Consider the following 23,307-nt stretch of genomic DNA (forward strand, 5'->3'; position numbering starts at 1 on the left):
CCCCGCGACTTCGTCGGTGACGCGGTCGACAGTGTGCGGGTCGAACCGGTCGAGGTCGTTCGCCACCCACCAGCCCATCTCGTCGCCGGCCGTGCTCAGGAGCACGTCGATGTCCCGGTGCGAGACCGAGGCCAGGACGTCCAGGGGGTGGGCGTGCAGCACCCCGCCGGGCTGTTCGGCGTCCAGGACGACGCCGATGCTCTGGTTGTCCATCCCGCCACGGACTCCGAGATCCGTCGGACAGACCTTGCGCAGGGCGGCCACCAGGGAGGCCGCGTCGAGATCGATCAGCTTGTCGGGGTTGCCCGCGACACCGAGTTCGGTGACGAACCGCTCCGCGAGCTCCTCGGCCCACCAGGCCGGGACCAGACGCGAGGGCGCGCCGGAGAATTTACTCTACTGATATTTTCCGTTACGACAAGATATTGTATAAGGAGGAGCGGGCTCCCCTGAGGAAAGGCTTGGCTCCGGCCTGTCGTGCCGGAGCGCCCTGGATACGCTGATGACGTCGATGTCACGCGGCGGCGTGATACATCGGATCGGCCGGCAGCAAGGGAAGTGAAGGACCATGGTGGATCGTGCGTCGCGCGGACCGGGCCGGAGGGAGCGTGCCGGCGTGGCTGCAGCGGTGAGCACACGGCCGGTGGTCAGCCGGCGCCGGGAGGTCGGTGACGCCAGCGCGCGGTCGCTGCTGATGACCATGCTCGGCGAGTACGTACTGCCCATGGGCGCGCCGGTGTGGACCTCCGCGCTGGTGAACGCGCTGGCGATGTTCGGTGTCGAGGAGAAGTCGGCCCGCCAGTCGCTCGCCCGGACCGCGGCGGAGGGCTGGCTGGCCTCCGAGCGGGTGGGCCGCCGGGTGCGCTGGGCGCTCACCCCGCCGGGACGGCGGCTGCTGACCGAGGGCGCGGAGCGCATCTACGACTTCGGCAGCGGGGAGCGCCCCTGGAACGGCACCTGGCTGGTGATCCTGGTTTCGGTGCCGGAGGCCAAGCGGGACCTGCGGCACCGGGTGCGCACCCGGTTCACCTGGGTCGGCTTCGGCTCCCCGGACCCCGGGGTGTGGATCACGCCCCACGCCGACCGGGAGCCGGAGGCGCTCGGCGTCCTGAAGGAACTCGGGCTCGCCGACGACGCGATGTCCTTCACCGCCACGTACGGTGCCGTCGGCAGCGAGGCGGCCATGGTGGCCCGCGCCTGGGACCTCAGCGAGGTGGAGGACCGCTACGAGGCGTTCATCGACGAGTTCACCGGGCTGCGCCCCGCCGACGGTGACGCCGTCCTGCATGCCCAGACCATGCTGGTGCACGAGTGGCGCCGCTTCCCCTTCCTCGATCCGCGGCTTCCGTCGAAGCTGCTGCCCGCCAACTGGAGCGGCGCCAAGGCGGCCGAACTCTTCCACGGCAGGCACGCCGAATGGAGTCCGGTGGCGCTGCGGCGCTGGGGGGAGCTGGTCGAGGGGCACGGCGAGAGGTGAGATCGCGCGGGCGCATCGTACGAACCGCCCGGCTTACCGGGGTGGTGCGGTACGGGTCGTGGCGCCCGGCCCCGCCGGACGGCAGGCGCGGGGCCGGTGGGCCCAGCCGTAGAAGCGTCTCTGGAACTCTTGAGGATCCTGGGTTGCGGCGTGGCCTCGAGGGGCGGAAGAGGTAACGAGCGTGGATGAGTCCGGTCCTTACACTCCGAGGCCCGGGAAGACCTTGGCCGCGTTGCCGGACAGCACGGCGCGCACGGTGTCGCCGGGCAGGCCCAGCGCACGCAGCGCGGCGATGTTGCGGGACTGGCCCGGCACCCCGGGCCAGTCGGTTCCGAAGATCCACCGGGTGGCCAGCCTCGGCAGGTCGAACCGGGCGTAGTACTCGGGCAGTTTCCTCGGCGGCAGTCCGGCCAGGTCCAGCCAGACGTTGGGCCTGGCCAGGGCGAGGAACGCCGCGGTGTCGTACCACCAGCCCCGCCCGCCGTGGGCGAAGACGAACTGCACGTCCGGGAAGTCCTCCACGGCGTCGAGCAGGAGCTGCGGGTCGCCGAACCGGGCCCGGGCGCCCGGGAAGCTGGAGGTGCCCGAGTGCACGACGACCGGGACGCCGCGTTCGGCGCAGAGCGCGTACAGCGGGTAGAACTCCTTGTCGGCCGGGTCGAATCCGCCGTGCACGGGGTGCAGTTTGAGCGCGACCGCGCCCAGGTCCAGTTGGCGTTCGGCCTCTGTCACCAGCGGGTGGTGCAGGTGCGGGTTGACGTTTGCCACCAGGCGGAAGCGGACCGGGTTGTACGCGACGATCGGCAGTAGGTCCTCGATGGGCTGGATCCCGGTGGCGCGTGGGCTGTACTCGCAGAACAGCAGCGCACGGTCCACGCCCTCGGACTCCAGCAGGGCGTCCAGCCGCTCGGGAACGGGGTCGCCCCGCTCGTCGTAGGCGTCGCGCCAGGGGTGGTCGCCGGAGAACGTGTCCGCCCACTCGAACCAGGCCGGCTTGAGTGTGGACAGCCTCGGGGCGTGGACGTGCGCGTCGACCACGGTCTCGCCGTCGATCACTGCGCCTCCTCGGGATGTGCCGATGGGTCAGCCGCGCGGGTCGTACCCGGCGACGAGTTCGGTGTCCGCGCCGACCGGGCCGTGGCCGGCGGCGCCGCCCGGCAGGCCGATCGGCTCGTCACGCCCCAGCAGGGGTTCGGTGAAGAACCGCTTGTTGTCGGCGACGAAGTCCTTCAGCTCCGGCGGCACCCGGCGGTCCTGGGAGATCGCCTGGACCGGGCAGACGGGTTCACAGTTGCCACAGTCGATGCATTCCATCGGGTTGATGTAGAGCTTGCGGTCGCCTTCGTAGATGCAGTCGACGGGGCACTCCTCCATACAGGAGCGGTCCATGACGTCGATGCACGCCTCGGCTATGACATAGGGCATGGGCTATCGGTCCTCTTCGGTGCTACGCGACGGCGGGGGCAGCCGTGGATCCGTCGGTGGAGTGGCCGGGGAACACCGGCTGCTCGGGGTCGATGTGGTGAGCGGCGTTGTTGACGGCGGTCGCCGCTTCCCCGAAGCCGACCGCGATCAGCCGCACCTTGCCGGGGTAGTCGTTGATGTCCCCGGCCGCGTAGACCCCCGGGAGAGAGGTCCGCATGGCCGAGTCGACCGGGATGTGGCGCCGGTGGGCGATGTCGATGCCCCAGCCGAGCAGCGGGCCGAGGTTGGCGGTAAAGCCGAGGGCGGCGATGATCCCCCGGCAGGGCAGGCGGTGCTTCTGTCCGTCGCGCCGGGTGATCTCCACTGCCTCGATGTCCCCGCCGTAGCCGATGACCTTCGACAACTCGGCTTCGGTGAGGATCTCCACGCCCGCGGCCCGTACGGCGGCCACGGTGGCCGGGTGCGCGCGGAAGGTGTCGCGGCGGTGGACCAGGGTCACGGAGGCGGCCAGTGGGTGGAGGGTGTTTGCCCAGTCGAAGGCGCTGTCACCGCCCCCGACGATCACCACGTCCCGGCCCGCGTAGTCGTCCGGCCTGCGCACGAAGTACGCCGGCCCGGCTCCCTCGTACGCGGCGGCGGCCGGCAGCGGGCGGGGCGTGAAGGTGCCGATGCCGCCGGTGATGAGCACGGCCCTGGCCCGCACCCGCGCCCCTTGGTGCGTAGTCACGGCGAAGGTGTCCGGCCCGCCGCCGGCCCCGGGGATCCGCTCCATCGTCTCGGCCCGGTGGCCGAGCAGATAGCACGGGTCGTACGGTGCGGCCTGCTCCAGGAGCCGGTCCACGAGCTCACGTCCCCGCACCGCCGGGAATCCGGCGATGTCGAAGATCTGCTTCTCCGGGTACATGGCGTTGATCTGGCCACCGGGCTCGGGCAGCGAGTCCAGCACCGTCACCGACAGACCGCGGAAGCCGGCGTAGTAGGTGGCGAACAGGCCCGTGGGGCCGGCTCCCACGATGAGCAGATCCGTGCTGTGATCCGCTGGGCGCGGGGACATGCACGTCCTCCTTGGTGCAGAGGGAAGAGAGTGACTTGCCGAGTGGCAGGGAGAACGTCAGCCTGATGCCGACACAGGCCCTGGCTGGGGCGTCTCCGCCCAGGAACCCTCGCGGACCATGGCACGCAGCACGTTGCGGCGGATCTTGCCGGTGGGCGTACGGGGCAGCTCGGGCAGCCCGATCACCCCGCGCGGGCGTTTGAAGGCGGCCAGGCCCTCCCGGCACCAGGCGACGAGGGCGTCCGGATCGACCTCACGGCCGGGCCTGGGCACCACGCAGGCGACCGGTTTGTCCAGGCCGTCCGCGTCCGGTACGCCGACCACGGCGACCTCGGCCACGTCCGGATGGGCGAGGAGGCGCTCCTCGACCTCGGCGGGCGCGACCCAGATGCCGCCCGCCTTGAGCAGGTCGTTGGTGCGGCCCATGCACGTGTAGGTGCCGTCGGCGTTGCGGATGTAGGTGTCTCCGGTGCGCACCCAGTCGCCGAGGAAGACCTGACGCGTGGTCTCGGCACGGCACCAGTAGCCGGTGGCCGCGGACTCCCCGCGCACGTGGAGCTCGCCCGGTGTGCCCTCGCTCTCCACCACGCTGCCGTCGACGTCGCGCAGCTCCACCTTGTACCCGGGAACGGGTTCGCCGGAGGAGCCCGGGTGAACCCGACCCGAACGGTTGGAGACGAAGATGTGCAGCATCTCGGTGGACCCGATACCGTCGAGCACCTCCACACCGAACCGTTTCAGCATTCCCTCGTACATCCGCGCGGGCAGCGCTTCTCCGGCCGCGACGCCCACCCGCACCGTCGCGAAGGCGTCGTCCGGGATGTCGGCGCTCGCGAGCAGCGGCCCGAAGAAGCTGGGTGTGCCGAACAGGACCGTGGCCCGGTCGCCGGCCGCCCGCTTCGCGAACAGCGCGGGAGAGGGCCTGGAAGGTTCCAGCAGCGCCGTCCCGCCCGCCGCCAGCGGGAAGAACAGCGAGTTGCCGATGCCGTACGCGAAGAAGAGCTTGGCGACCGACAGGCAGCGGTCCTCCGGAACGATGCCCAGCACCCGCTGCCCGTAGTTCTCCGATACGAACTTGATGTCGACGTGGCGGTGCATGGCCGCCTTGGGCGTGCCCGTGGTGCCAGACGTGTACAGCCACAGGGCGGGCGAGTCCGGCCAGGTCGGATACGGCCCGTCGTCTGTACCGGTGCCGGCGTCCAGCAGCTGCTGCCAGGTGCGGCCCTGGACGTGGCCGGGCAGTCCTGTGCTGTCTTCTCCGGTCAGGACGGCGTGCTCGACCTCCGGCGCCTGCTGGAGCGCCGCGCGTACGACCGGGGCGAACTCGGTGGAGCCCAGAACCACCCGGCAGCGTGCGTCGGCCACCAGCTTGCCCAGCTCCGGACCGGTGAGCATGGTCGACGAGGGGACGGCCACGGCGCCGATGTGGAAGGCGGCGAGGATGCCGGTGAAGAGCTCGATGTCGTCCACCATGCACAGCAAGACGCGCTCCTCGGGGCGTACGCCGAGGGCCCGCAGCCCGGCGGCCACCCGGCGGACCTCCGCCGACAGTTGCTCGTAGGTCAGCGTCCGCGTGGGAGTGACGAGCGCCGTGCGGGCGCCGTTGCCCTCCCGCACGTGCCGGTCGACCAAGTAGTCCGCCGTGTTGAACGCCTCAGGCATCCGGCTCACCTCACACCAGTCGGACGTACTCGTAGTCGAACGGCTGGCCGTTGATGCCGTTGACCGGCGGCGCGACCCAGTTCGCGATCTTGCCGCGTTCGTACACAGGCTGCATCAGCGACCGCACGAACGCCAGGTCCTCGGCGGTGGGCAGCCAGTGCTGGCGGCCGGCCTCCCAGGTCTGCTCGTCGACGATCGTGCCGTCGGGGGTCACGTGGTGACCGGCGGCGAGGCCGACGTTCCGGTTGAAGCCCGGGTGCGGCAGCTTCAGCCGGTAGTCGATCCCGTGGTCCTCCAGGATCCGGTTCCAGCGGGTGATGCCGTTCTTGCAGTCGGAGATGTACTCGTCGCGCAGGTCCAGGTTGAGGGCGAGCAGCGCGGGGACCTCGTCGACCGCCCAGGTGCCGTCGGCGTTCGGCTTGTCCAGGAAGGCGCTGTGGTCGGTGAGCCGGTGGTCGTCCTTGCGGCGCTCCTCCTGCCAGCGGCCCTTGAGCCCGGCGGTGTAGTAGTTGGCCGCGTTGGTGGAGGTCTCGCTGCCGAAGAGGTCCAGGGAGACCGTGTAGTGGAAGTTGATGTACTTCTGGATGATGTCGAGCGGGATGCCGCCGCAGGCGGCGATGTCCGGGGTGTCGTGCTCGCGGACCAGCTGGGCGCTACGGGTCACCACGCGGTCGACGCCCGTGGTGCCGACCATCATGTGGTGCGCCTCTTCCTTCAGCATGAAGGTGCAGGTCCGCGACAGCGGGTCGAAGGCGCTCTCCTTGAGCGAGCCGAGCTGGTACTTGCCGTCCCGGTCGGTGAAGTACGTGAACATGAAGAAGGCCAGCCAGTCGGCGGTCTCCTCGTTGAACGCGCCCAGGATGCGTGGCGAGTCGGGGCTGCCGGAGTTGCGGTGGAGCAGCGCCTCGGCCTCCTCGCGGCCCTCCCGGCCGAAGTAGGCGTGCAGCAGGTAGACCATCGCCCACAGGTGCCGGCCCTCCTCCACGTTGACCTGGAAGAGGTTGCGCAGGTCGTACAGGCTCGGGGCGGTCAGGCCAAGGAGGCGCTGCTGCTCGACGGAGGCCGGCTCGGTGTCGCCCTGGACGACGATCAGTCGTTGCAGGTCGGCGCGGTACTCGCCGGGTACCTGCTGCCAGACCGGCTGCCCCTTGTGCTCGCCGAAGGCGACGCGGCGGTCGAGGTCGCGCTCGGCGAGGAAGATGCCCCACCGGTAGTCGGGCACGTTGACGTGGTCGAAGTGGGCCCAGCCGTCGCGACCGACCGACACGGCGGTACGCAGGTAGACGCCTCGGTTCTCCAGCTCCGGGCCCATTTCGCCCCACCAGTTGAGGAACTTGGGCTGCCAGCCCTCCAGCGCCCGCTGCAGACGGCGGTCGTCGGCGAGAGCGACGTTGTTGGGGATCTTGGAGTCGTAGTCGATCTTCGTGGGCATCGGGTCACACTCGCTTCCGGTCGTAGACCGCCTTCTGGCCGGTGCCGTAGCGGCGCAGCGCGCCCTCGGGACCGGCGGCGTTCGGGCGTATGAAGATCCAGTTCTGCCAGGCGGTGAGCCGTCCGAAGATCTTGGTCTCGATGGTCTCTGGGCCGACGAACCGGTGGTTGGCCTCCATGCCGGTCAGCGCGTCCGGGCTGAGCGCCGCCCTGCTCTCCAGGACGATGCGGATCTCGTCCTCCCAGTCGATGTCGTCCGGCGCGTCGGTGACGAGGCCGAGCTCGCGCGCCTGGGCCGCGCTCAGGGGTTGCCCGGCCTCCCGGCGCAGCCACTCGATGTGGTCGTCCTCCTGGTAGAAGCGGGACTGGAGGCGGGTGAGGCCGTTGCCCATGGGGAAGGTGCCGAAGTTCGCCTCGGAGAGAGTGAGTTGGGCGCGCTCGTCGCTGTCCGGGTCCTCGATGGGCGGGCCGTCCAGCATGTACTGCAGATCGCTGGCCAGGGCCAGCTCCAGCAGCAGCCCCGCGAAGCAGCTGCCCGGCTCGATGAGCGCCACCAGGCTGCGGCTGGTGACGTCGAGCCGCTTCAGGGTGCGCTTGTAGTAGTGCGCGATTTCGTTGCTGAGCCAGTCGCCCTCGGCGGCGGCGCCCAACACCGCCTGCTCGTGGGCCAGTACGAGCGCGGAATCGCCCTTGGTGCGTAGCACCCAGGTGCCCAGCTCGGTCTCGTTCGCCCGCAGCCGCAGGATCAGGTCGTCGAGCTCGCGGGTGAGGGCCAGCAGCCACCCGTCGGCGCCCTCGTCGTGGATGGCGGCGGCGTCGGCGGGGGCGTCCTCGACGGGGCCCCGTACGGTGATGCGGACCAGGCCCAGCGGACGGTCGTACGCGGCGCGCACGTACTGGTAGGTGATGCCGTCCTCGGTGACGACCCGCTCCAGCGGTGTCAGTTCGATGCCCTCGGCGTCCGTCGGCCGGGTGCTGTGCTCGGCCGCTTCCAGGGCGCGCTGTTCAACGACTGTACGGAAGTCCCGGCGCGGGACGACCTCGTCGACCAGCCGCCAGTCCACCGCCGTCTTGCCCCGTACGCCGTCGCTGCGGGTGGCGAAGAGATCGGCCAGATCCTTGCGGACGCGGCGTTTGTCGGTGACCCGGGTCAGGCCGCCGGTCCCGGGCAGCACGCCCAGGAGCGGGACCTCGGGCAGGGCCACCGCCGAGGAGTTGTCGTCGATCAGCAGGATCCGGTCGCAGGCCAGCGCCAGCTCGTAACCGCCGCCCGCACAGGAGCCGTTGACCGCGGCGATGAAGGTCAGCCCGGAGTGCTCCGAGGCGTCCTCCATGCCGTTGCGGGTCTCGTTGGTGAACTTGCAGAAGTTCACCTTCCAGTGGTGCGGGGAGGCCGCCAGCATCCGGATGTTCGCCCCGGCGCAGAAGACTCGCTCCTTGGCGCTGGTCACCACCACCGACCGCACCTCTGGGTGCTCGAACCGCAGCCGCTGGAGGGCGTCGTACAGTTCGATGTCCACGCCCAGGTCGTAGGAGTTGAGCTTCAGCTCGTAGCCCGGGACCAGGCCGCCCTGCTCGTCGACGTCCATCTCCAGCCACGCGACGGGCCCGTCGGTCCGAAGCTTCCAGTGCCGGTACGCGTCCGGGCTCCGGTCGAAGGTCACCACCACCGTGCCTGTGGACTCCGGCGCTCCGTGCGCGGCATCGGCCACGCCCGGCTTGCTTGCCACCACCATGACGAGCGCCTCCTCGCGCTAGCACAGGTACCTACAGGGGAATCTTCTACAGAAGTTCCTCAGTGCGTCAAGGTTCTGTAGAGCATTGCCTTGATGGGTTCCTGAGGAACTAACGCCGCTGCGGGCCGTACGTCTTGGCGCAGCGGAAATTGGCGGCGTCGTCCGTACTGTCGTGGCCCGTGCAACGGGCGACGGCAGGCCAGCTGACGCGGCTGTATGAACCGGCCGAAATCGCCAGGTAGGCCCGCTGCTGCTCCGGCGTGGGGGGGGGTGGGGGGGGGGGGGGGGGCCCGCGGGCCTCCCCCCCCCCCCGCGCCGCGGGTCCCGGGGGGGGGGGGGCGCGCGCCCGCGCCCCCCCCCCCCCCCCCCCCCCCCCCCCCCCCCCCCCCCCCCCCCCCCCCCCGCACAGTGGTCAGACATCGAGTACAGTTCGGCAGCTGCTCCCCGGATGGCTAGAAGGGGAAGGCGTGCGCCTGCTCGCGGAAGGTGACCCACTGCCACTGGGTGAATTCGTCCCAGCTGCTCTGGGAGCCGAACCGGCTGCCGTTGCCGGAGGCGCCCGTACCGCCGAAGGGCGCGTACGCGTCGTTGTTCAAGGTCTGGTCGTTGATGTGGACGATGCCGGTCCGCAGCCGTCGCGCCAGATCGCGGCCACGGTCCGGGGATCCCGTCTGCAGTGCGGCGACAAGCCCGTACTCGGTGTCGTTCGCGACCGCGACCGCTTCGTCCTCGTCGCGTACGACGACGACCGGTGCGACGGGTCCGAAGATCTCCTCACGGAACGCGGGCATCGACGTGGTCACGCCGGCCAGCACGGTGGGCTGGTAGAACAGCCCGTCGTACGTGCCGCCGGCCCTGACCTCGGCCCCCGCCCCGACGCTCTCCTCCACGATCCGGTGCACATTGTCCCGCTGCCGCTCGTTGATCAGCGGCCCGAGGGCCACCTGCCCCGTGAACGGATCGCCCACCGGAAGTCCCTGCGCCCGCTTGGCCAGCCGGTCGAGGTATTCGTCGGCGACGGATTCGAGCACGATGTGCCGGCCCGCGGTCATACAGACCTGGCCCTGGTGCAGGAACGCGCCCCAGGCTCCCGCCGAACTGGCGATCTCCAGGTCGGCGTCGTCCAGCACGATCAGGGCGTTGTTGCCGCCGAGTTCGAGCGAGACCCGCTTCAGCGTGCGCCCGGCGGTGGCGCCGACCTCACGGCCGACCGCCGTCGAGCCGGTGAAGGCGATCATGGCGACGTTCGGGTCCTCGGCCAGCGCCGCGCCGGGCCCGGCGCCCCCGGGCAGCACATGCAGTACCCCGTCGGGCAGGCCGGCCGCCTCGAACAGCCGCGCGACCAGTGTGCCTCCAGACACCGCCGTCTGTACGTCCGGTTTCAGGACGACCGCATTGCCCAGCGCCAGCGCCGGCGCGACGGCCCGGACGGAGAGGATCAGCGGGAAGTTCCACGGACTGATCACGCCGACCACGCCGAGCGGCACCCGGCGGGCGACGCTCTCCCGGCCGGGCTCACTGGCCGGCAGCAGGTGCCCCCAGGGCTGGGTGGGCAGCGCCGCCGCCTCCCACAACTCCCCCAGCACCAGGTCGACTTCGAACGCCGCCTTGCCCGGCACCGCGCCGCCCTCGCGGACGAGCCAGCGCTCGAACTCCGCACGGTTGTCCGCGAGGACGGCGGCGGCCTTGCGGATCACGGCGGCGCGGGCCGGGCCGGTCGCCGCGGCCCAGTCGGCTTGTGCCTGGACGGCTCGGGCGGTCGCGGCCGCCACGTCGTCGGCATCGGCCAGGCCGACCTGGGCCAGGAAGGCACCCGTCGCCGGTTCGGTGCTGTCCAGCACACCGCCGTGGGCGGTGGTCCAGCCATTGCTGTAGATCTTGCCCTGCCAGGAAACGTCGTCGAGAAGTTCGGTCATCGCGGGGTTCTCCTCAGCTTCGCGTGAGCTCGGGTTGTCAGGCGCCGGGCCGGCGGATGAGGTCCGCTGCCTTCTCGCCGATCATGATCGTGGCGGCGTTGGTGTTGACGCAGACGAGCCTCGGCATGACCGAGGCGTCCGCCACACGCAAGCCGTCCAGGCCGTGCACCCGCAGATCGGGCCCCACGACGGCCTCCGGCCCGACGCCCATCGCGCACGTGCCGACCGGGTGGTAGTAGGTTCCAGTGCCCCGGGCGACGAACTCCCGCAGACCGGCCTCGTCCGTGACGTCGGGTCCGGGAAGCACCTCGCGGGCACGCCAGGGAGCGAACGGTTCGGAGGCGGCGATCTCCCGGGCGACCTCGATGCCGTGCAGCAGCCGGCGCACGTCGGACTCCGCGCCCAGATAGTTCGGATCGATCATCGGCGGTGTCCGTGGATCGGGCCCCGCGATCCGGATCGAGCCGCGTGCCTCGGGCACAGTGGCGACGCCGAAGGTGAAGCTGTTCTCCGGGGCCTGAAGCGCCGGAGGGTGGAACGGCACGTGGATGAACATCAGCTGCATGTCCGGGCCCGCGAGGGCCTGGTCACTGCGCCACAGCATCGACGTCTCGGCATGGTTGGCGAGCCCCGGCGGGATGGGCCGGCTCGCCTCGTACACGATCCCGCACAGCGGATGGTCGTGCAGATTGCGGCCTACACCGGGCAGGTCGTGCACGACCGCGACACCCGCCTGCTCCAACTCGTCGGCAGCGCCCACACCGGAGAGAAGCAGAAGCCGAGGCGAGTCGACCGCGCCCGCGCTGACCACCACCTCCGCATCCGCGTACGCGGTGACGACCTCGCCGCGGCGTTCGTACTCGACACCGGTGCAGCGTGTGCCGTCGAACAGCAGCCTGTGGGCACGGGACTCCGTCGCGACCGTGAGATTCGGACGGCTGCCACGGACCGGATGCAGATAGGCCGCCGCGGTGCTCTGGCGGTGCCCATCCGTGATCGACAGATCGTGCCAGCCGGCACCCTCCTGCACCGCTCCGTTGAAGTCGTCCGTCAGTGGATGACCGGTCGCCGCCGCCGCGTCGAGGAAGACCTGCGACAGCGGATTCGGCTGCGCCGACGGAGCCGGACGCATCGGGCCGTCCTCACCCCGGTACTGCGGATCCCGGCCGCTGACGGTCTCCATGCGCCGGAAGTAGGGCAACAGGGAGGCGTAATCCCAGCCGTCGCAGCCCGCCTTGGCCCACTCGTCGAAGTCCGCGCCGTGCCCACGCAGGTACACCATCGCGTTGATGCTGCTCGACCCGCCGAGCGTGCACCCCCGAGGCCAGTTGTGGACCACCCCGCCAGTGCCGGCCTGGGGAACGGTGTCGTAGGAGTAGTCGATCTCCGTGCCCCACAGCGCGGGCCACGCGGGGGGCACGTCAATCTCCGGCGCGTCGTCGGCAGGACCGGATTCGAGCAGGAGAACGCGGGTGTCGCGATCTTCCGACAGCCGCGCGGCCAGAACGCAGCCGGCCGACCCGGCACCGATCACCACGTAGTCGTAACGAGAAGCCATGGCCAAGCCCACCTCTGATTCGGCGGTCCGGCGGGCCCCGTCGCCCGCGCGGTGAAAAAGCTGCTACAGATTCTTGTCAGTCACGTTGCAGAGTTGTTGACTGATCCCGCCTCGGCCTTTGTCGTGCACGGACAAGTCTGGTGGGAGGGCGCACACAGTGATGTGGTCGACCGCATGGACAGAACAGTCAAGCTCTCACCCGGCCGAACTCTGGCGAGAGCAGTTGGGCAGTGCTTTCGGCCGGCTCGTCCCGGAGGCCATCGGAGCGCGGGCCGCCCATGGGCAGATGGCCGGTACTCAGCTCGGGGTGATCGCTGCCTACCGGGTGAGCGGCACGCCGCAGGTCGTGCGGCGCACCCCCAGGGCCGTACGGCAGACACCGATCGACCTGCTCAAGGTCTGCGTACAGCTGAGCGGGTACGCCACCGTGTGCCAGGACGATCGCGAGATCTCGATCGCGCCCGGGCAGATGGCGATCTACGACACCGGCAGGCCCTACCATCTGCGTCTGGAGCGGCAATGGTCGTGCGCGGTCATGGCTTTTCCCCGGGGCGCGTTGAGCCTGCCCGAGCGCATGGTCGTCACGTCGATGAACCGTGCCCATCCACTCGCGGACGGACCCGGCGCGGTGCTGGCCGGCTTCGTGTCAACCGCGGTATCGCAGCGAGAATTGATCCTCCGGACATCCGCCAACCGGCTCGGCGAAGCGGGACTGCATCTGGTGGCAGCGGCACTGAGCGACGTCACCACCTGTGGCAACGATGGCGCAGCGGACGCATTGCGGCTGCAGATCCTGAACTACATCAGAGCGCACCTCGCCGAACCGGATCTGACCCATGCGCGGGTCGCCGCCGTGCACCACATGAGCGCGCGCACACTGCACCGACTGTTCGAACACGAGTCATGCACAGTCACCGACTACATCCGATCTCGCCGCCTCGAAGCGGCGATGCGTGACCTGGCCGACCCGCTGCTCGCCCATCGCAGCATCGCGGCGATCGCCGCCCACTGGTGCTTCGTCGGCCAGGCGCACTTCACCCGCGCCTTCCACGCGAAGTACGGCGTGAACCCCTCGGCTGCCCGTCGCGACGCCGTGTAGTCGCCGGACCTCACGAGAGCCGCGCTGCCCCGCGGATCCGGCCATGAAGAAGGGTGAGAAAGACGGGGTGAGCACCGAACTCGCCTCACACAAGCCTGATGTCCGATCTCGGCGAGCACCCGGGCTCCGAGCTGGATGCCGAGTCCGGGGAAGCTGAGGATGATTTCAGCGTCCGGGTGTTGAGGGAAAGCTTCCTCCACCGCCTCGGCCAGATTGTCGGCGGCGGTGCAGGCGGCCTCCAGCTGGACCAGGAGCGCGAGCATCTGTTTGCCGAGCGCGTCCTCCACCAGCGATGGCTGGTGCGCCCAGTCGGGTAGCCGTTCGTGGCACCAGCTCGTCCCACGGGCCTCGGTCTCTGCGGGAGCTCGGACGGCTCGGGCTTCACAAGAGGTCACCATGGAGCGGGCTCGCACCACCAATACCCAGGAGTGATCTTTCGGTGGGTGTGGACGCCCGGCGGCACTGGACGGCGCCGATCTTTCGGCCGACCTCGCGTGCCGGGAGGGACGTCAAACGGCCGTCCAGCACCAACGGGCGCCAACACCGGCTGGACGGCGACAGGTGCGTGGACGCCGGCGCCGCCGATCTACCCTTGGGCATCGAGGCCGGGAAACCAATAGGCGTCCGTCCGACGCCCGCGCAGCTGCCACCACCGTGAGTACGAGGCCCGCGCGCCGATCTATGCGGAGGTCTCAGCAGACCCGGTTCGCCGTAGGCATCGCAGCCCTCTACTCGAACCTCCCCAGAAGCTTCCGCTCCATCGGGACGCCCTTACCTACGGATTAGGTTCGCCGGGGTGGCGGTCGTGGCGGTTGGATGTGCGGTGACGTCCGATCCGACTGCTGGAAGCGCGGTGGCCGAGCCTGTCCGTGTGCGCAGACTGACCGACCAGGAAGGGCAGCGTCTGCAGCAGATCGTGCGCCGGGGCAGCACGAGTTCGGTTCGCTATCGGCGCGCGATGATGCTGCTGGCCTCGGCCGACGGGAACCGGGTAGCGGTGATGTGGTGTTGGGACCGCGTTCGATCCGGTGCTCAACCGTGTGGCGGTCAACGCCGGGCCAGGGCATGGGCGCACAGCAACTCCCCGACGAGGCTCGGGGCTTCGACTGCAAGGTGGCCCGTGTCGATCAATGTGAGTCCTGCTCAGGCACGCCGGCCGCGAGTTCCTCGGCGTGGTGCGACGGAGTTGCCGTGTCCTCGGTCCCACCGATCACCAGTGTGGGGGCACTTATGAGAGCGAGACTCTCTCGTAGGTCGTATTGAGCCAGCGCATCGCAGCATGCCGCATAGCCGTGCGCGTCAGCGCCGGCGAGATCCTGGAGGAGGGCGCTGCCGAGCGGCGTACGCGCGGTCGTCGCCCGATCGGCGAACCAGCGCGCTGGGCTGGAGTCCAGCACGGCACTGGTGCCCATCTCCCGTACAAGGGCAGCACGATGCTGCCAGGGCGCTGCTTCGCCGAAGTGCGCGGAGGCGCAGACCAGCGTGAGGGAGACAACGGCATCCGGGCGCATCGCGGCGACGGTGGCGCCGATGGCGCCACCCTCGGTGGTCACATCTGGTGTGACCGGGCTCGCTAGTTGGCACCAGGCCACGTTCACGACCTGCACTGATGCCAAGTATCTTCAGCGGCCGGAGCCGCAGAATCAGCGAAATAGTTGGCACTTTGGTACAGCGCAGGTCATGAGGCGTGTGTCGCCATAGCGGGGCCAGAGATCTTCGGCGGCGACAGCCTTGATATGAACGCGGCAGCCACGCCGTGTTCCTGCGAAGCGAGAAGCTGTGCTGGACGGCAAGCCGTACCGCTCGCGCCAGCATGCGCAGCTTCGTGGACACCAGCCGTCGGTTCTGGCCGAGCAATCGGCGTTCCAGCGCGGCGCCGAGGCCTTGGGCGTCACGGACGACGGTGAGGTTGAGGAGCCTCCGTCCCAACGCATCGCTGCCTACGTCGCCGCGCTTCTTGAGCGGTGGTGCGACACCACCGAGGACGAGGAAGGCACCTCGCCCTGGTCGAGCGGTCCTCTGATCGGCAATGCAAAAGAAGCTCGCGGGGTCCCTGCGGGGGTACGAGGCCGGCGCCACGGTGCCGGACCTCGCTGCGGAGTGCAGCTACTCCGTCGGCACCGTCTATCGGCTCCTGCACCAAGCGGGCACCCGCATGCGGCCCAAGCACAACCACGGCCCGGCCCGCACCCCGAAGAAGCGGTCATGAGCGCCCCTGCAGGCATCCCCGGCAGGGCCCGGCAGTCAGGGGGCCCATGGTGCGCCATCCGGGATCCAGCGCTGCTCGGGCCCCTCCTTCGTCGGCCATCAGCCGCCATCGCTGTCGGCCTTCTCGCCAGCGCACCCTACGGTCAGCTCGCCCATGCGGGCCGTGCGCTCGGCGACCTTGCTCCCGGCGTCTCGCGACCGCTGAACGGTGACATCGGCGAAGGAGACCGTCAGGCCGCTGCCCTTCACCGGTACGAGCCGAAAGTGGTAAAGACGCTGGTCGGTCGGCCAGCGCAGGTCGAAGGCGATCGGTGTGCCTTCGGCGGACGCCCGTCGGCACTGGGCTTCCAGACCTCGCACCCGACCCGCGGGGAGGTCCCACAGAGTGCTCCCGAGCGGTGACTGACCAGTGCCGATGACACGCTCCGCCTCCTTGTTGCAGAAGGTGATCGTCCAGTCCTCGTCGACCGTCAGCAAGCCGTCGCCCATATTGCGGAGGACGGGCCGGGAAGCCGAGTCCAGCGCTTCCCCGGAGGGAAAACCGGCGGTGAGGGCGGAGGTCTCTTCCAGATACGCGGAGGCCCAGTCCGCCACCGCGCGGAGAAAGGATTGCCGGGCGGGACCCGGCTCACCGGGCTCCGCTGTGAGCACCGACAGTGCGCCGGCGGGACCGGCGGGACCCGGCACCGGAACCGAGGCCATTCCGGAGGCCCCGGTCCCCGCGGTGTCCTCGTCCTGCCACACGTAGGCACCGCGGCGCACCGCCCGCGCGGGAGCGGTGTCCTCGTCCTGCCGGAGCCAGGCCCATGCCTCGCCGGTCTTCGGCGCCAGCCCGCTCACCGCCACGAGGCGAAGCAGTCCGGAACGGGGCTCGCGCCGGTGTACCAGCCCGCCGAGGCCGCCCAGGCCGGCCGTCGCCTGCTGGAGGGCCAGCAGCAGGCTGTCGGTGCTGGACAGTCCGGCGTCCACCGCATGATGGACCAGCAGCTGCGGCTGATCGGCTCCGGCGCTCGACGAATGGGTCCGCGAGGAGACCGGCGGCTACGGCGCCGACATCAGCGTTGTCAGCGGTCACGTCGAGCACGAGGTCTTTCCCGCTGGAGCAGGTCAACGAGTTCGCGGTCGCGGCCGGTGCCGTAGACATGGGTGAGTCCCATCGCGGGCGCGAGCAGGGCGGCGGCGATGCCCAGGGTCCCGCTGATGCCGTTGATCAGGATCGTCTTGCCGGGGCCGGCCTCCGCCTTGCGCAGCGCCGAGTACATCGTGCCGATGTACCCGAAGCGGGCTGCGGCGTTGAAGGAGAGCTGGTCGGGCAGTTTCACCAGGGCGTACGCGGGCGCCACCATGTACTCCGCGAGCCCGCCCTGGTAGCGGTCGAGGAGGCCGACGGCGCTCTTGGAGAAGCCGAAGTAGCCGGCGAAGGCGTAGCTGGCGCAGCTGATCGAGTCGTTGTTGCGGCAGGACCGGCACGAGCCGCAGGAGCGGCCCGGGTTGACGTACACCCGGTCGCCCACCTCGAAGCCCTCGACTCCCTCGCCCACCGCCTCGATGACGCCTGCCGGGTCCAGGCCGAAGATCGCCGGCAGGGTCGGGAGGGGGCTGTGCGGGAACCACGTCGTCCACATGTTCAGGATGTTGGCGACATTGGGGACGATGTTGACGGCGTGCACCGCCACCCGGACGTCGCCGGGGCCCGGCTGCGGGACGGGGATCCGCTCGATCCTCATGGGCTCGCCGACGTCGTGCATCCGCGCTGCGCGCATGGTGGCGGTCATGGTCTCTCCTCGGTGTCGGGGGCTCCGTCGCCCCCGGTTCGGTCGGTGGCCAGCTCTGCGAGGGATCGCCGCTGGAGTTTTCCGGTCGCGCCGCGGGGCAGCGCCGGGACGACGCACAGCTTGCGCGGCCACTTGTGCCGGGCCAGCCTGCCGTCGAGGTGCTTGCGGATGTCGTCCAGGGTCGGTCCGGGGCCGCTCGCGACCACGAAGGCGGTGACGAGTTCGCCCCAGACCGGGTGGGGCGATCCGCCTACGGCGACTTCCAGCACGCCGGGGAGGTCGGCCAGGGCGTTCTCGACCTCGGCGGGGTCGATGTTCTCTCCTCCGGTGATGATCAGTTCCTTGGTGCGCCCGACGACCTCCAGCCGACCCTGTGCGTCGTAGCGGCCGCGGTCGCCGGTGTGGAACCATCTGTCCGGGTCGGTGGCGGGCCGCGGACCCTCGCGCGTCCAGTACGAGGCGGCGACGGACGGGCCGCGCACCCAGATCTCACCGACGGTCCCGGCCGGGGCGGGCGCGCCCCGGTCGTCGACGACGATCAGCTCGACGTGGGGCACGGGCGGTCCGGCGGAGGTCGGCCGGTCGGCGATCTCGTCGCCCGACGCGTAGGTGATGCCGGCGCTGCTCTCGGTCAGGCCGTAGGAGTTGACCACCTTGACGCCCCGCTTGAGCAGGCGTGTGGTCGTCGACGACATCGCCGGTGAGCCGCCCGCCAGGACCCAGCGCAGAGAGCCAAGGTCCGGGGTGTCGAAGCGGGAGTGCCGAGCCAGCAGAGACAGCATCGCGGGGACGGCGAAGGCCGCCGTCACCCGGTGGTCGCGGACCAGGTCGATGAACAGGTCGGGGTCGAACCCCGGCGCGAGGACCACGGTCCCGCCCGCGGCCCACGTGTACTGCGGCAGTCCGCCGAGGACGGCCACATGGGCCAGGGGTGTGGCCACCAGTACGACGTCGTCCTCGGTCACGGGCAGCCGGGCCATCCCGTTGGCCATGCTCCAGTACAGGTTGTCGTGGGTGAGCGCGGCGCCCTTGGGCCGTCCCGACGTGCCGGAGGTGAACGCGATGACCGCCACGTCCGGGCCCGCCGGGGGTACGGGGTTGTCCGGTGCGGCGACCTGTCCTTCGGCGGGGCAGACCTCCTCCCACGTCAGACGGAGACTGCCGCTGTCGTCGGGCGGCAGGCCGTCCACGAACGTCCGGTCGGCCACGATGGCGCGTGGCACGGTCTCGTCGCACACGACGGCGAGTTCCTGCCCGGTCAGTTCCGGATGGACGGGGACGAGGAGGGCTCCATGCGCGTCACGGCGGGCATCGTGATCAGCGCCTCCGGTCGGGCCTCGCCCCGCATCACCACGCCGTCGCCCTTGCCGACGCCGAGGTCCGCGAGATGACCGAGCGTGCGCCGGACCGCGCGGTCCAGTTGCGCGTAGGTCCAGATCCGGTCCTCGAAGATGAGGGCGGTCCGGTCGGGGACCTCGGCCGCGTTCGCGACGAGCCGGGCGCCGAACCAGGTGTTCTCGGGCAACGTGGCTCCTTCCACAGTCAGAACACGGTCAGGACCGCTGCCAGCGGACGGGCAGGGTGAGCAGCCCACGGGAGACCCATCCGCCGACATCGACCGGCCGGTCCGGGTCAAGGGCGAGGCCCGGCAGCCGCCGGAAGAGGGTCGGCCAGGCGATCTCGCCGACCTCGTGCCACGCCACCCAGGTGCCCATGCAGTAGTGGGGTCCGCCGCCGAAGGCGAGGTGGTTGCGCTGGGCGCGGTGGATGTCGAAGCGGTCGGGGTCGGGGAAGACGTCCGGCGCCCTGGTAGGTGCGGTCGGCGAGGACGGGCATGCCTTGACGTTCGCGGATCCGGATGATCCGGTGGGTGCGGGCCGAGGTCAGGTCGTGGCACCAGCCTGGCAAGGCGGGCGAGATCCACAGCACCTGTCGCACTCGGCGAACGTCCCGTCGAGCAGTACGTACTCCGGTTTGTGCTCGCGCAGGACCTTGAGCAGGCCGGGCGCCTGGGCGACCAGGAGGTCGATCACCGCCGTGGTGCAGGTGTGGGCCGTGCCGGCCGATATGTCGAAGCCGACGGCGAGCTGGGCCAGGGCGTGACCCACTCGACCAGCGCATGAGGCAAGTTGAGTGCAGCAGGACAAGGAACCAACGAGGCACCTGCGCCGGTCAGTTGAGACGTCGAACACCTCCCTCAACGGCACGGGTACCTCGTGTGTTGTGCACACCGACTCCATCACTCCATCGGTGGCCACTCTGAAAACGCTCAGTTAATCCGCACCGCCGTCCGGCCACGGCTGGTCGCCGACTATCCAGCGCCACCAACGCCTGTCATGCCAACTAGCCCACACTCAAGCCAAATCAAGGTTTACGACCGCCCCCGCCAAGGGGGTACTGACAGACCCCTGGACGAAGGGGGCCCCCTCCAGCCATCGGCACCGGGTTTGCAAATGCTTTACTTAATTCGAGCAGGGATCACGCCTATCGCGAGCTGTCTGCGTCTTTCGCGCTCAACAATCAGCCTCCTTCAGTGAACCCGATTCGAAGTCAAGAACAAAGAGGAGAAGAACTGTCGTGAACCGCCGTGGATTCATGGCTGCCGGCCTTGGAGTTGGCGCAGCGTCCTTCCTACCTGTTTCAGCCGCGCAGGCAACAACCCCTAAACCTTCCGCGCCCAGTTCACACCCGATGAGCACAGAGCGCCGCATGCTCGGCTCGCTGGAAGTCTCCGCCCTGGGGATGGGCTGCCAGAACTTCGCCGGGATGTACGGGCCGCCGACCGACACCAAGGAAGCGGTCCGGGTGATCCGGGCGGCCTATGACCGGGGTGTCACGTTTTTCGATATCGCCGAAGTCTACGGGCCGTACCTTGGCGAGGAGATAGTCGGCAAGGCACTGAAGCCGGTACGCGACAAGGTGGTGATCGCTACCAAGTTCGGGTTCGACATCGGTCGGGACGGCCAGATTCAGGGCCTCAACAGCCGTCCCGAGCACATCAGGCAGGTGACCAAGGAATCACTCCGGCGCCTGAAGACCGACTACGTCGATCTCATGTATCAACACCGCGTCGATCCCAAGGTGCCCATCGAGGAAGTGGCCGGGACGGTCCAGGAGTTGATCGCCGAGGGCAAGATCCGCCACTTCGGCCTGTCCGCTGCTGGCGGGGCGACCATTCGTCGCGCGCACAAGGTTCAGCGGGTCACGGCGGTGCAGAACGAATACTCCGTCTGGACACGCGATCCGGAGATAGAAGCACTGCGGGCCTGCGAAGAGCTGGGCATCGGGTTCGTGCCGTGGAGTCCGCTCGGAATGGGGTATCTGACCGGCACTGTCACTCCGATGATGGTGCACGGCCCCGCGGATCTGAGGGCTTCACTGCCCCGCTTCACTCCGGAGGCGCGTCGCGCGAACTGGCCCGTTGTCGAACTGCTGCAGCGTGTGGGAGCACGCCACCAGGCGACGCCTGCCCAGACAGCACTGGCCTGGCTGCTCGCCCGCAAGCCGTGGATCGTGCCCATTCCGGGGCCGATCACGCAGGGGCACATGGAAGAAAACATGGACGCTGTGCAGGTCCGGCTGACCACCGCCGACATCGCGGATATCGAGGACGGCTTCGCTCAGATCAAGGTGCAGGGCGCGCGATTGAGCGAGCCGATGCTCGCCATGATCGACGTCGGGGCCAAGCTGGGGACGAGCTCGGAAGGCGGGCACGGCAATTCGCCCCTGCCGTAAGCTTGGGAATTGCCATCACAGGTCACTCGACCTGCTGAGATCCCAGGAAACCGACGGCACCTGACGTGGCCGTTCTTCACGCTTCGAGATGTCGAGCAACGAAGCGCGAAAGAACGGCCGCTTCCTATGAGGCTCCCCGTCGACGTGCGTCTCGGTCGGCCGCATCGACGCCGTGATGGTGCGTCCATCCCCTGGGAACAGGACGAAATACAGCCCGGGCCGTTCAGCCTGCCGGACTGAGGTTCTCGGCGGCCTCTCGCACACAGGCGTCGAGGAAGCCCGGGAACCGGGCGTTCAGTTCGTCGGCGCGCAGAGCGTTCATCTTGGATGTGCCCGCGTAGTACTGGCGGATGATGCCCGCCGCACGCAGGACGTTGAAGTGGTGCGTGGCGGTGGAGCGGGCCACCGGCAGATCGAGGCCTCCGCATCTGACGTGCTGCCCGGCGCGGTACAGCTGGGCAGTGATGCTGCGGCGCACCGGATCCACGAGCGCGTCCAGCACCGCCTGGAGGGTGAACTCGTGCGGCTCGGGGTGTGCGGGAATCCGGTCGGTGTACTGGGTCACCCGTACCTCCTTCATGGCGGATGGCTGCTGCGATCCCCGCGTCCTCCGGCAAGACCAGCCGCCACCGCCTCAACCGCGGAGGCGACCGTCAGGCCAACCACGCCCGCTACATGATCACCGTCAGCCGCATGGCCTGGGAGCCACGCACACGCGCCTACGTGGCCCGCAGGACAGCCGAAGGCAAGGCGAAGACCGAGATCATCCGCTGCTTCAAGCGACACATCGCCCGTGAGGTCTACGGCCTACTCGTCCCGCGCCCCCAGCGCACCCACCTGCCCGCGAAGATCTGGCAACCGCAGCCTGACCTTCCTTGACAGCTATAGGAGCATCGGCAAGGTCGAACGCTTCCACCGCACCCTGCTCGACGAATGGGCTACCACCGGCCCTACACCTCAGACGCCGAACGCCGAGCCGCGTTTCCCGACTGACTGGACTGGTACAACTACCACCGACCCCACACCGGAATCAGCGGCCAACCCCCAGCCAGCCGCGTCACCAACCTGTCCGAACAGCACACCTAGGCCCTCGCGACCTCCCCCTTCTCCCCTCCCCCATGTCGCTTCCGGAGCTCCGAGACCACCCCGAACGCGGCCGCGGTCAGCGGCACCGACAGCAGCATGCCGAGGATCCCGGCGACGGAGGCGCCGGCAGTGAGAGCCAGCAGGACCACTGCTGGGTGCATCTGCAGCGTGCGGCTCTGGATCATCGGCTGGAGCACGTTCCCCTCAATGGTCTGCACCGCGAGCACCAGTCCGAGGACCCACAGCGCGGTGCCGAGACCGCCGTCGGCGAACGCTACGAGGACCGCGACCGCGCCCGAGAGAAGCGCACCGAGGTAGGGGATGTACGCACCGATGAACACCAGCGCCCCCAGCCCGGCGGCATTCGGGACCTGGAGGACCAGCAGACCGACGGTGATGCAGACGGCGTTGATGAAGGCGATGATCGTGGTTCCGCGCATGAAGCCCTCGATCGCCTGGAAGGCCCGGCGGGCCATGGCTACGACGGTGTCCCCGGAGCCGCGGGGTGCCAGTGAGTGCAGCGCGGCGACGGCCCTGTCGGAGTCCCGCAGGAAGAAGAAGAGCAGCAGGATCGCGAGAAAGCCTGTCGCGATCATCTCCGTGAGCACGCTGACGCCGCTCATCACGCCGGCGACAGCGTTACCTCCGAACTGGGACGCCAGGTCCTTGGCGTTCTTGGCGATCTCGTCCAGGGAGGTCCCCGCCGCCTCGAACGTCCCACTGAGCGACTGCGCCGCGTCCCGCAGCGAGGAGATGATCTGGTCGCCGGTGTCGATCAGGGCGGTCACCACGATGTAGGAGGCTCCGCCCATGACCAGGACCACGGTGGTGCAGGTCAGCCCGGCGGCAAGGGACTTGTTGATCTTCATGGCGACGAGTCGCCGGTAGAGCGGGCCGAGCAGGGCCGCACCCAGCAGCGCGAGCAGTACGGGTGTGACGACGGCCTGGAACGTGATGCAGAACCAGACGATCAGGGAAACGACACCGCTCAGGAGGAGCACCAGTGCGCTGCCTGCGGCGAGGCGCCGGGCGGGCTCCGGCAGCGGGCTCTGACGGCTTTCCGCCCGGCTCCATCCCGCTTCTGCCGACTGACTCACGGATACGACCGTGGTGCGTATCACCGGTCGCGGTCGGTGCACCTGCAG

General features: G+C 69.6%; 19 protein-coding genes and 6 pseudogenes. 7 read left to right on the forward strand and 18 right to left on the reverse strand.

Annotated features, from left to right (window positions below):
- The first annotated feature begins 616 nt into the window (after positions 1-616).
- Positions 617-1,477, forward strand: a complete 861-nt coding sequence (locus ACFYO2_RS05070; protein ID WP_388344255.1) for a PaaX family transcriptional regulator C-terminal domain-containing protein — start codon at positions 617-619, stop codon at positions 1,475-1,477.
- A 198-nt stretch (positions 1,478-1,675) separates the two neighbouring features.
- On the opposite strand, the gene ACFYO2_RS05075 is transcribed toward ACFYO2_RS05070, so the two are convergent.
- From ACFYO2_RS05075 to ACFYO2_RS05110, 8 genes are all read right to left on the reverse strand, one after another.
- The gene (locus ACFYO2_RS05075) at positions 1,676-2,533 is read right to left on the reverse strand and encodes an amidohydrolase family protein (protein ID WP_388344258.1); all 858 of its coding nucleotides are present in this window, start codon (positions 2,531-2,533) and stop codon (positions 1,676-1,678) included.
- Positions 2,534-2,560: 27 nt separating this feature from the next.
- Positions 2,561-2,902, reverse strand: coding sequence for a ferredoxin (gene fdxA, locus ACFYO2_RS05080; protein WP_388344261.1), 342 nt, complete (start codon positions 2,900-2,902; stop codon positions 2,561-2,563).
- Between the two features lie 22 nt (positions 2,903-2,924).
- On the reverse strand, positions 2,925-3,956 hold the full coding sequence (locus ACFYO2_RS05085; RefSeq protein ID WP_388344264.1) for an NAD(P)/FAD-dependent oxidoreductase: 1,032 nt from the start codon (positions 3,954-3,956) through the stop codon (positions 2,925-2,927).
- Between the two features lie 57 nt (positions 3,957-4,013).
- A complete protein-coding gene (locus ACFYO2_RS05090) occupies positions 4,014-5,618 on the reverse strand; it encodes a benzoate-CoA ligase family protein (RefSeq protein WP_388344267.1) in 1,605 nt (534 codons plus the stop codon).
- Positions 5,619-5,628: 10 nt separating this feature from the next.
- A complete protein-coding gene (gene boxB / locus ACFYO2_RS05095; RefSeq protein WP_388344270.1) occupies positions 5,629-7,050 on the reverse strand; it encodes a benzoyl-CoA 2,3-epoxidase subunit BoxB in 1,422 nt (473 codons plus the stop codon).
- Positions 7,051-7,054: 4 nt separating this feature from the next.
- Positions 7,055-8,785, reverse strand: coding sequence for a 2,3-epoxybenzoyl-CoA dihydrolase (boxC, locus tag ACFYO2_RS05100; protein ID WP_388344273.1), 1,731 nt, complete (start codon positions 8,783-8,785; stop codon positions 7,055-7,057).
- A 452-nt stretch (positions 8,786-9,237) separates the two neighbouring features.
- Positions 9,238-10,701: a benzaldehyde dehydrogenase gene (locus ACFYO2_RS05105; RefSeq protein WP_388344276.1), complete on the reverse strand. Its 1,464-nt coding sequence runs from the start codon at positions 10,699-10,701 to the stop codon at positions 9,238-9,240.
- A 37-nt stretch (positions 10,702-10,738) separates the two neighbouring features.
- Positions 10,739-12,259, reverse strand: coding sequence for a GMC family oxidoreductase (locus tag ACFYO2_RS05110; RefSeq protein WP_388344279.1), 1,521 nt, complete (start codon positions 12,257-12,259; stop codon positions 10,739-10,741).
- Positions 12,260-12,419: 160 nt separating this feature from the next.
- Here ACFYO2_RS05110 and ACFYO2_RS05115 point away from each other — a divergent pair, with 160 nt between their 5' ends.
- The gene (locus ACFYO2_RS05115; protein WP_388344282.1) at positions 12,420-13,358 is read left to right on the forward strand and encodes a helix-turn-helix domain-containing protein; all 939 of its coding nucleotides are present in this window, start codon (positions 12,420-12,422) and stop codon (positions 13,356-13,358) included.
- Between the two features lie 101 nt (positions 13,359-13,459).
- Here ACFYO2_RS05115 and ACFYO2_RS05120 read toward each other — a convergent pair.
- Positions 13,460-13,657, reverse strand: a pseudogene (locus tag ACFYO2_RS05120) (IS110 family transposase); the annotation flags it as partial.
- A 554-nt stretch (positions 13,658-14,211) separates the two neighbouring features.
- Here ACFYO2_RS05120 and ACFYO2_RS05125 point away from each other — a divergent pair.
- Positions 14,212-14,361: pseudogene (locus tag ACFYO2_RS05125) on the forward strand (IS630 family transposase); the annotation flags it as partial.
- A gap of 124 nt (positions 14,362-14,485) precedes the next feature.
- Here ACFYO2_RS05125 and ACFYO2_RS05130 read toward each other — a convergent pair.
- Positions 14,486-14,911: a hypothetical protein gene (locus ACFYO2_RS05130; protein WP_388346099.1), complete on the reverse strand. Its 426-nt coding sequence runs from the start codon at positions 14,909-14,911 to the stop codon at positions 14,486-14,488.
- Between the two features lie 476 nt (positions 14,912-15,387).
- Here ACFYO2_RS05130 and ACFYO2_RS05135 point away from each other — a divergent pair, with 476 nt between their 5' ends.
- Positions 15,388-15,567 (forward strand): helix-turn-helix domain-containing protein, encoded by a 180-nt coding sequence (locus ACFYO2_RS05135; RefSeq protein ID WP_388344285.1) that lies wholly within the window; start codon positions 15,388-15,390, stop codon positions 15,565-15,567.
- 98 nt (positions 15,568-15,665) lie between these two features.
- On the opposite strand, the gene ACFYO2_RS05140 is transcribed toward ACFYO2_RS05135, so the two are convergent.
- From ACFYO2_RS05140 to ACFYO2_RS05165, 6 genes and pseudogenes are all read right to left on the reverse strand, one after another.
- The gene (locus tag ACFYO2_RS05140; protein WP_388344288.1) at positions 15,666-16,535 is read right to left on the reverse strand and encodes a PAS domain-containing protein; all 870 of its coding nucleotides are present in this window, start codon (positions 16,533-16,535) and stop codon (positions 15,666-15,668) included.
- 95 nt (positions 16,536-16,630) lie between these two features.
- Positions 16,631-17,341, reverse strand: a complete 711-nt coding sequence (locus tag ACFYO2_RS05145; RefSeq protein ID WP_388344291.1) for an alcohol dehydrogenase catalytic domain-containing protein — start codon at positions 17,339-17,341, stop codon at positions 16,631-16,633.
- Positions 17,338-17,823, reverse strand: coding sequence for a class I adenylate-forming enzyme family protein (locus tag ACFYO2_RS05150; protein ID WP_388346038.1), 486 nt, complete (start codon positions 17,821-17,823; stop codon positions 17,338-17,340). The genes ACFYO2_RS05145 and ACFYO2_RS05150 overlap by 4 nt, the downstream gene beginning before the upstream one ends.
- A gap of 27 nt (positions 17,824-17,850) precedes the next feature.
- Positions 17,851-18,956: pseudogene (locus tag ACFYO2_RS05155) on the reverse strand (class I adenylate-forming enzyme family protein); the annotation flags it as partial.
- Complete coding sequence (locus ACFYO2_RS05160; protein WP_388346101.1) at positions 18,895-19,056, reverse strand: hypothetical protein; 162 nt, start codon at positions 19,054-19,056, stop codon at positions 18,895-18,897. The pseudogene ACFYO2_RS05155 and the gene ACFYO2_RS05160, both read right to left, overlap by 62 nt.
- 82 nt (positions 19,057-19,138) lie before the next feature.
- A pseudogene (locus tag ACFYO2_RS05165) lies at positions 19,139-19,496 on the reverse strand (IS5/IS1182 family transposase); the annotation flags it as partial.
- Positions 19,497-20,050: 554 nt separating this feature from the next.
- Here ACFYO2_RS05165 and ACFYO2_RS05170 point away from each other — a divergent pair.
- Complete coding sequence (locus ACFYO2_RS05170) at positions 20,051-21,076, forward strand: aldo/keto reductase (protein ID WP_388344294.1); 1,026 nt, start codon at positions 20,051-20,053, stop codon at positions 21,074-21,076.
- 223 nt (positions 21,077-21,299) lie between these two features.
- Here ACFYO2_RS05170 and ACFYO2_RS05175 read toward each other — a convergent pair whose 3' ends face one another.
- Positions 21,300-21,641, reverse strand: coding sequence for an ArsR/SmtB family transcription factor (locus ACFYO2_RS05175; RefSeq protein ID WP_388344297.1), 342 nt, complete (start codon positions 21,639-21,641; stop codon positions 21,300-21,302).
- Positions 21,642-21,673: 32 nt separating this feature from the next.
- Between ACFYO2_RS05175 and ACFYO2_RS05180 the strand changes: the two are divergent.
- Together ACFYO2_RS05180 and ACFYO2_RS05185 are read left to right on the forward strand one after the other, a co-directional pair.
- Positions 21,674-21,955 (forward strand): annotated as a pseudogene (locus ACFYO2_RS05180) (transposase); the annotation flags it as partial.
- Between the two features lie 16 nt (positions 21,956-21,971).
- Positions 21,972-22,162 (forward strand): annotated as a pseudogene (locus ACFYO2_RS05185) (integrase core domain-containing protein); the annotation flags it as partial.
- Here ACFYO2_RS05185 and ACFYO2_RS05190 read toward each other — a convergent pair.
- Complete coding sequence (locus ACFYO2_RS05190) at positions 22,159-23,259, reverse strand: AI-2E family transporter (protein WP_388344300.1); 1,101 nt, start codon at positions 23,257-23,259, stop codon at positions 22,159-22,161. The pseudogene ACFYO2_RS05185 and the gene ACFYO2_RS05190 overlap by 4 nt on opposite strands.
- Between the last annotated feature and the right edge of the window lie 48 nt (positions 23,260-23,307).

It is taken from the genome of Streptomyces sp. NPDC006602 (genome assembly GCF_042870385.1).
Taxonomy (GTDB): domain Bacteria; phylum Actinomycetota; class Actinomycetes; order Streptomycetales; family Streptomycetaceae; genus Streptomyces.

Bases quoted from the DNA above. Each gene is read 5' to 3' on its own strand.
- ACFYO2_RS05145 (WP_388344291.1), bottom strand. From the start codon at position 17,341: ATGACCGCCACCATGCGCGCAGCGCGGATGCACGACGTCGGCGAGCCC.
- ACFYO2_RS05115 (WP_388344282.1), top strand. From the start codon at position 12,420: ATGTGGTCGACCGCATGGACAGAACAGTCAAGCTCTCACCCGGCCGAA.
- boxB (WP_388344270.1), bottom strand. From the start codon at position 7,050: ATGCCCACGAAGATCGACTACGACTCCAAGATCCCCAACAACGTCGCT.
- fdxA (WP_388344261.1), bottom strand. From the start codon at position 2,902: ATGCCCTATGTCATAGCCGAGGCGTGCATCGACGTCATGGACCGCTCC.
- ACFYO2_RS05160 (WP_388346101.1), bottom strand. From the start codon at position 19,056: ATGGGCACCTGGGTGGCGTGGCACGAGGTCGGCGAGATCGCCTGGCCG.
- boxC (WP_388344273.1), bottom strand. From the start codon at position 8,785: ATGGTGGTGGCAAGCAAGCCGGGCGTGGCCGATGCCGCGCACGGAGCG.
- ACFYO2_RS05105 (WP_388344276.1), bottom strand. From the start codon at position 10,701: ATGACCGAACTTCTCGACGACGTTTCCTGGCAGGGCAAGATCTACAGC.
- ACFYO2_RS05170 (WP_388344294.1), top strand. From the start codon at position 20,051: ATGCTCGGCTCGCTGGAAGTCTCCGCCCTGGGGATGGGCTGCCAGAAC.
- ACFYO2_RS05085 (WP_388344264.1), bottom strand. From the start codon at position 3,956: ATGTCCCCGCGCCCAGCGGATCACAGCACGGATCTGCTCATCGTGGGA.
- ACFYO2_RS05135 (WP_388344285.1), top strand. From the start codon at position 15,388: ATGCAAAAGAAGCTCGCGGGGTCCCTGCGGGGGTACGAGGCCGGCGCC.
- ACFYO2_RS05090 (WP_388344267.1), bottom strand. From the start codon at position 5,618: ATGCCTGAGGCGTTCAACACGGCGGACTACTTGGTCGACCGGCACGTG.
- ACFYO2_RS05110 (WP_388344279.1), bottom strand. From the start codon at position 12,259: ATGGCTTCTCGTTACGACTACGTGGTGATCGGTGCCGGGTCGGCCGGC.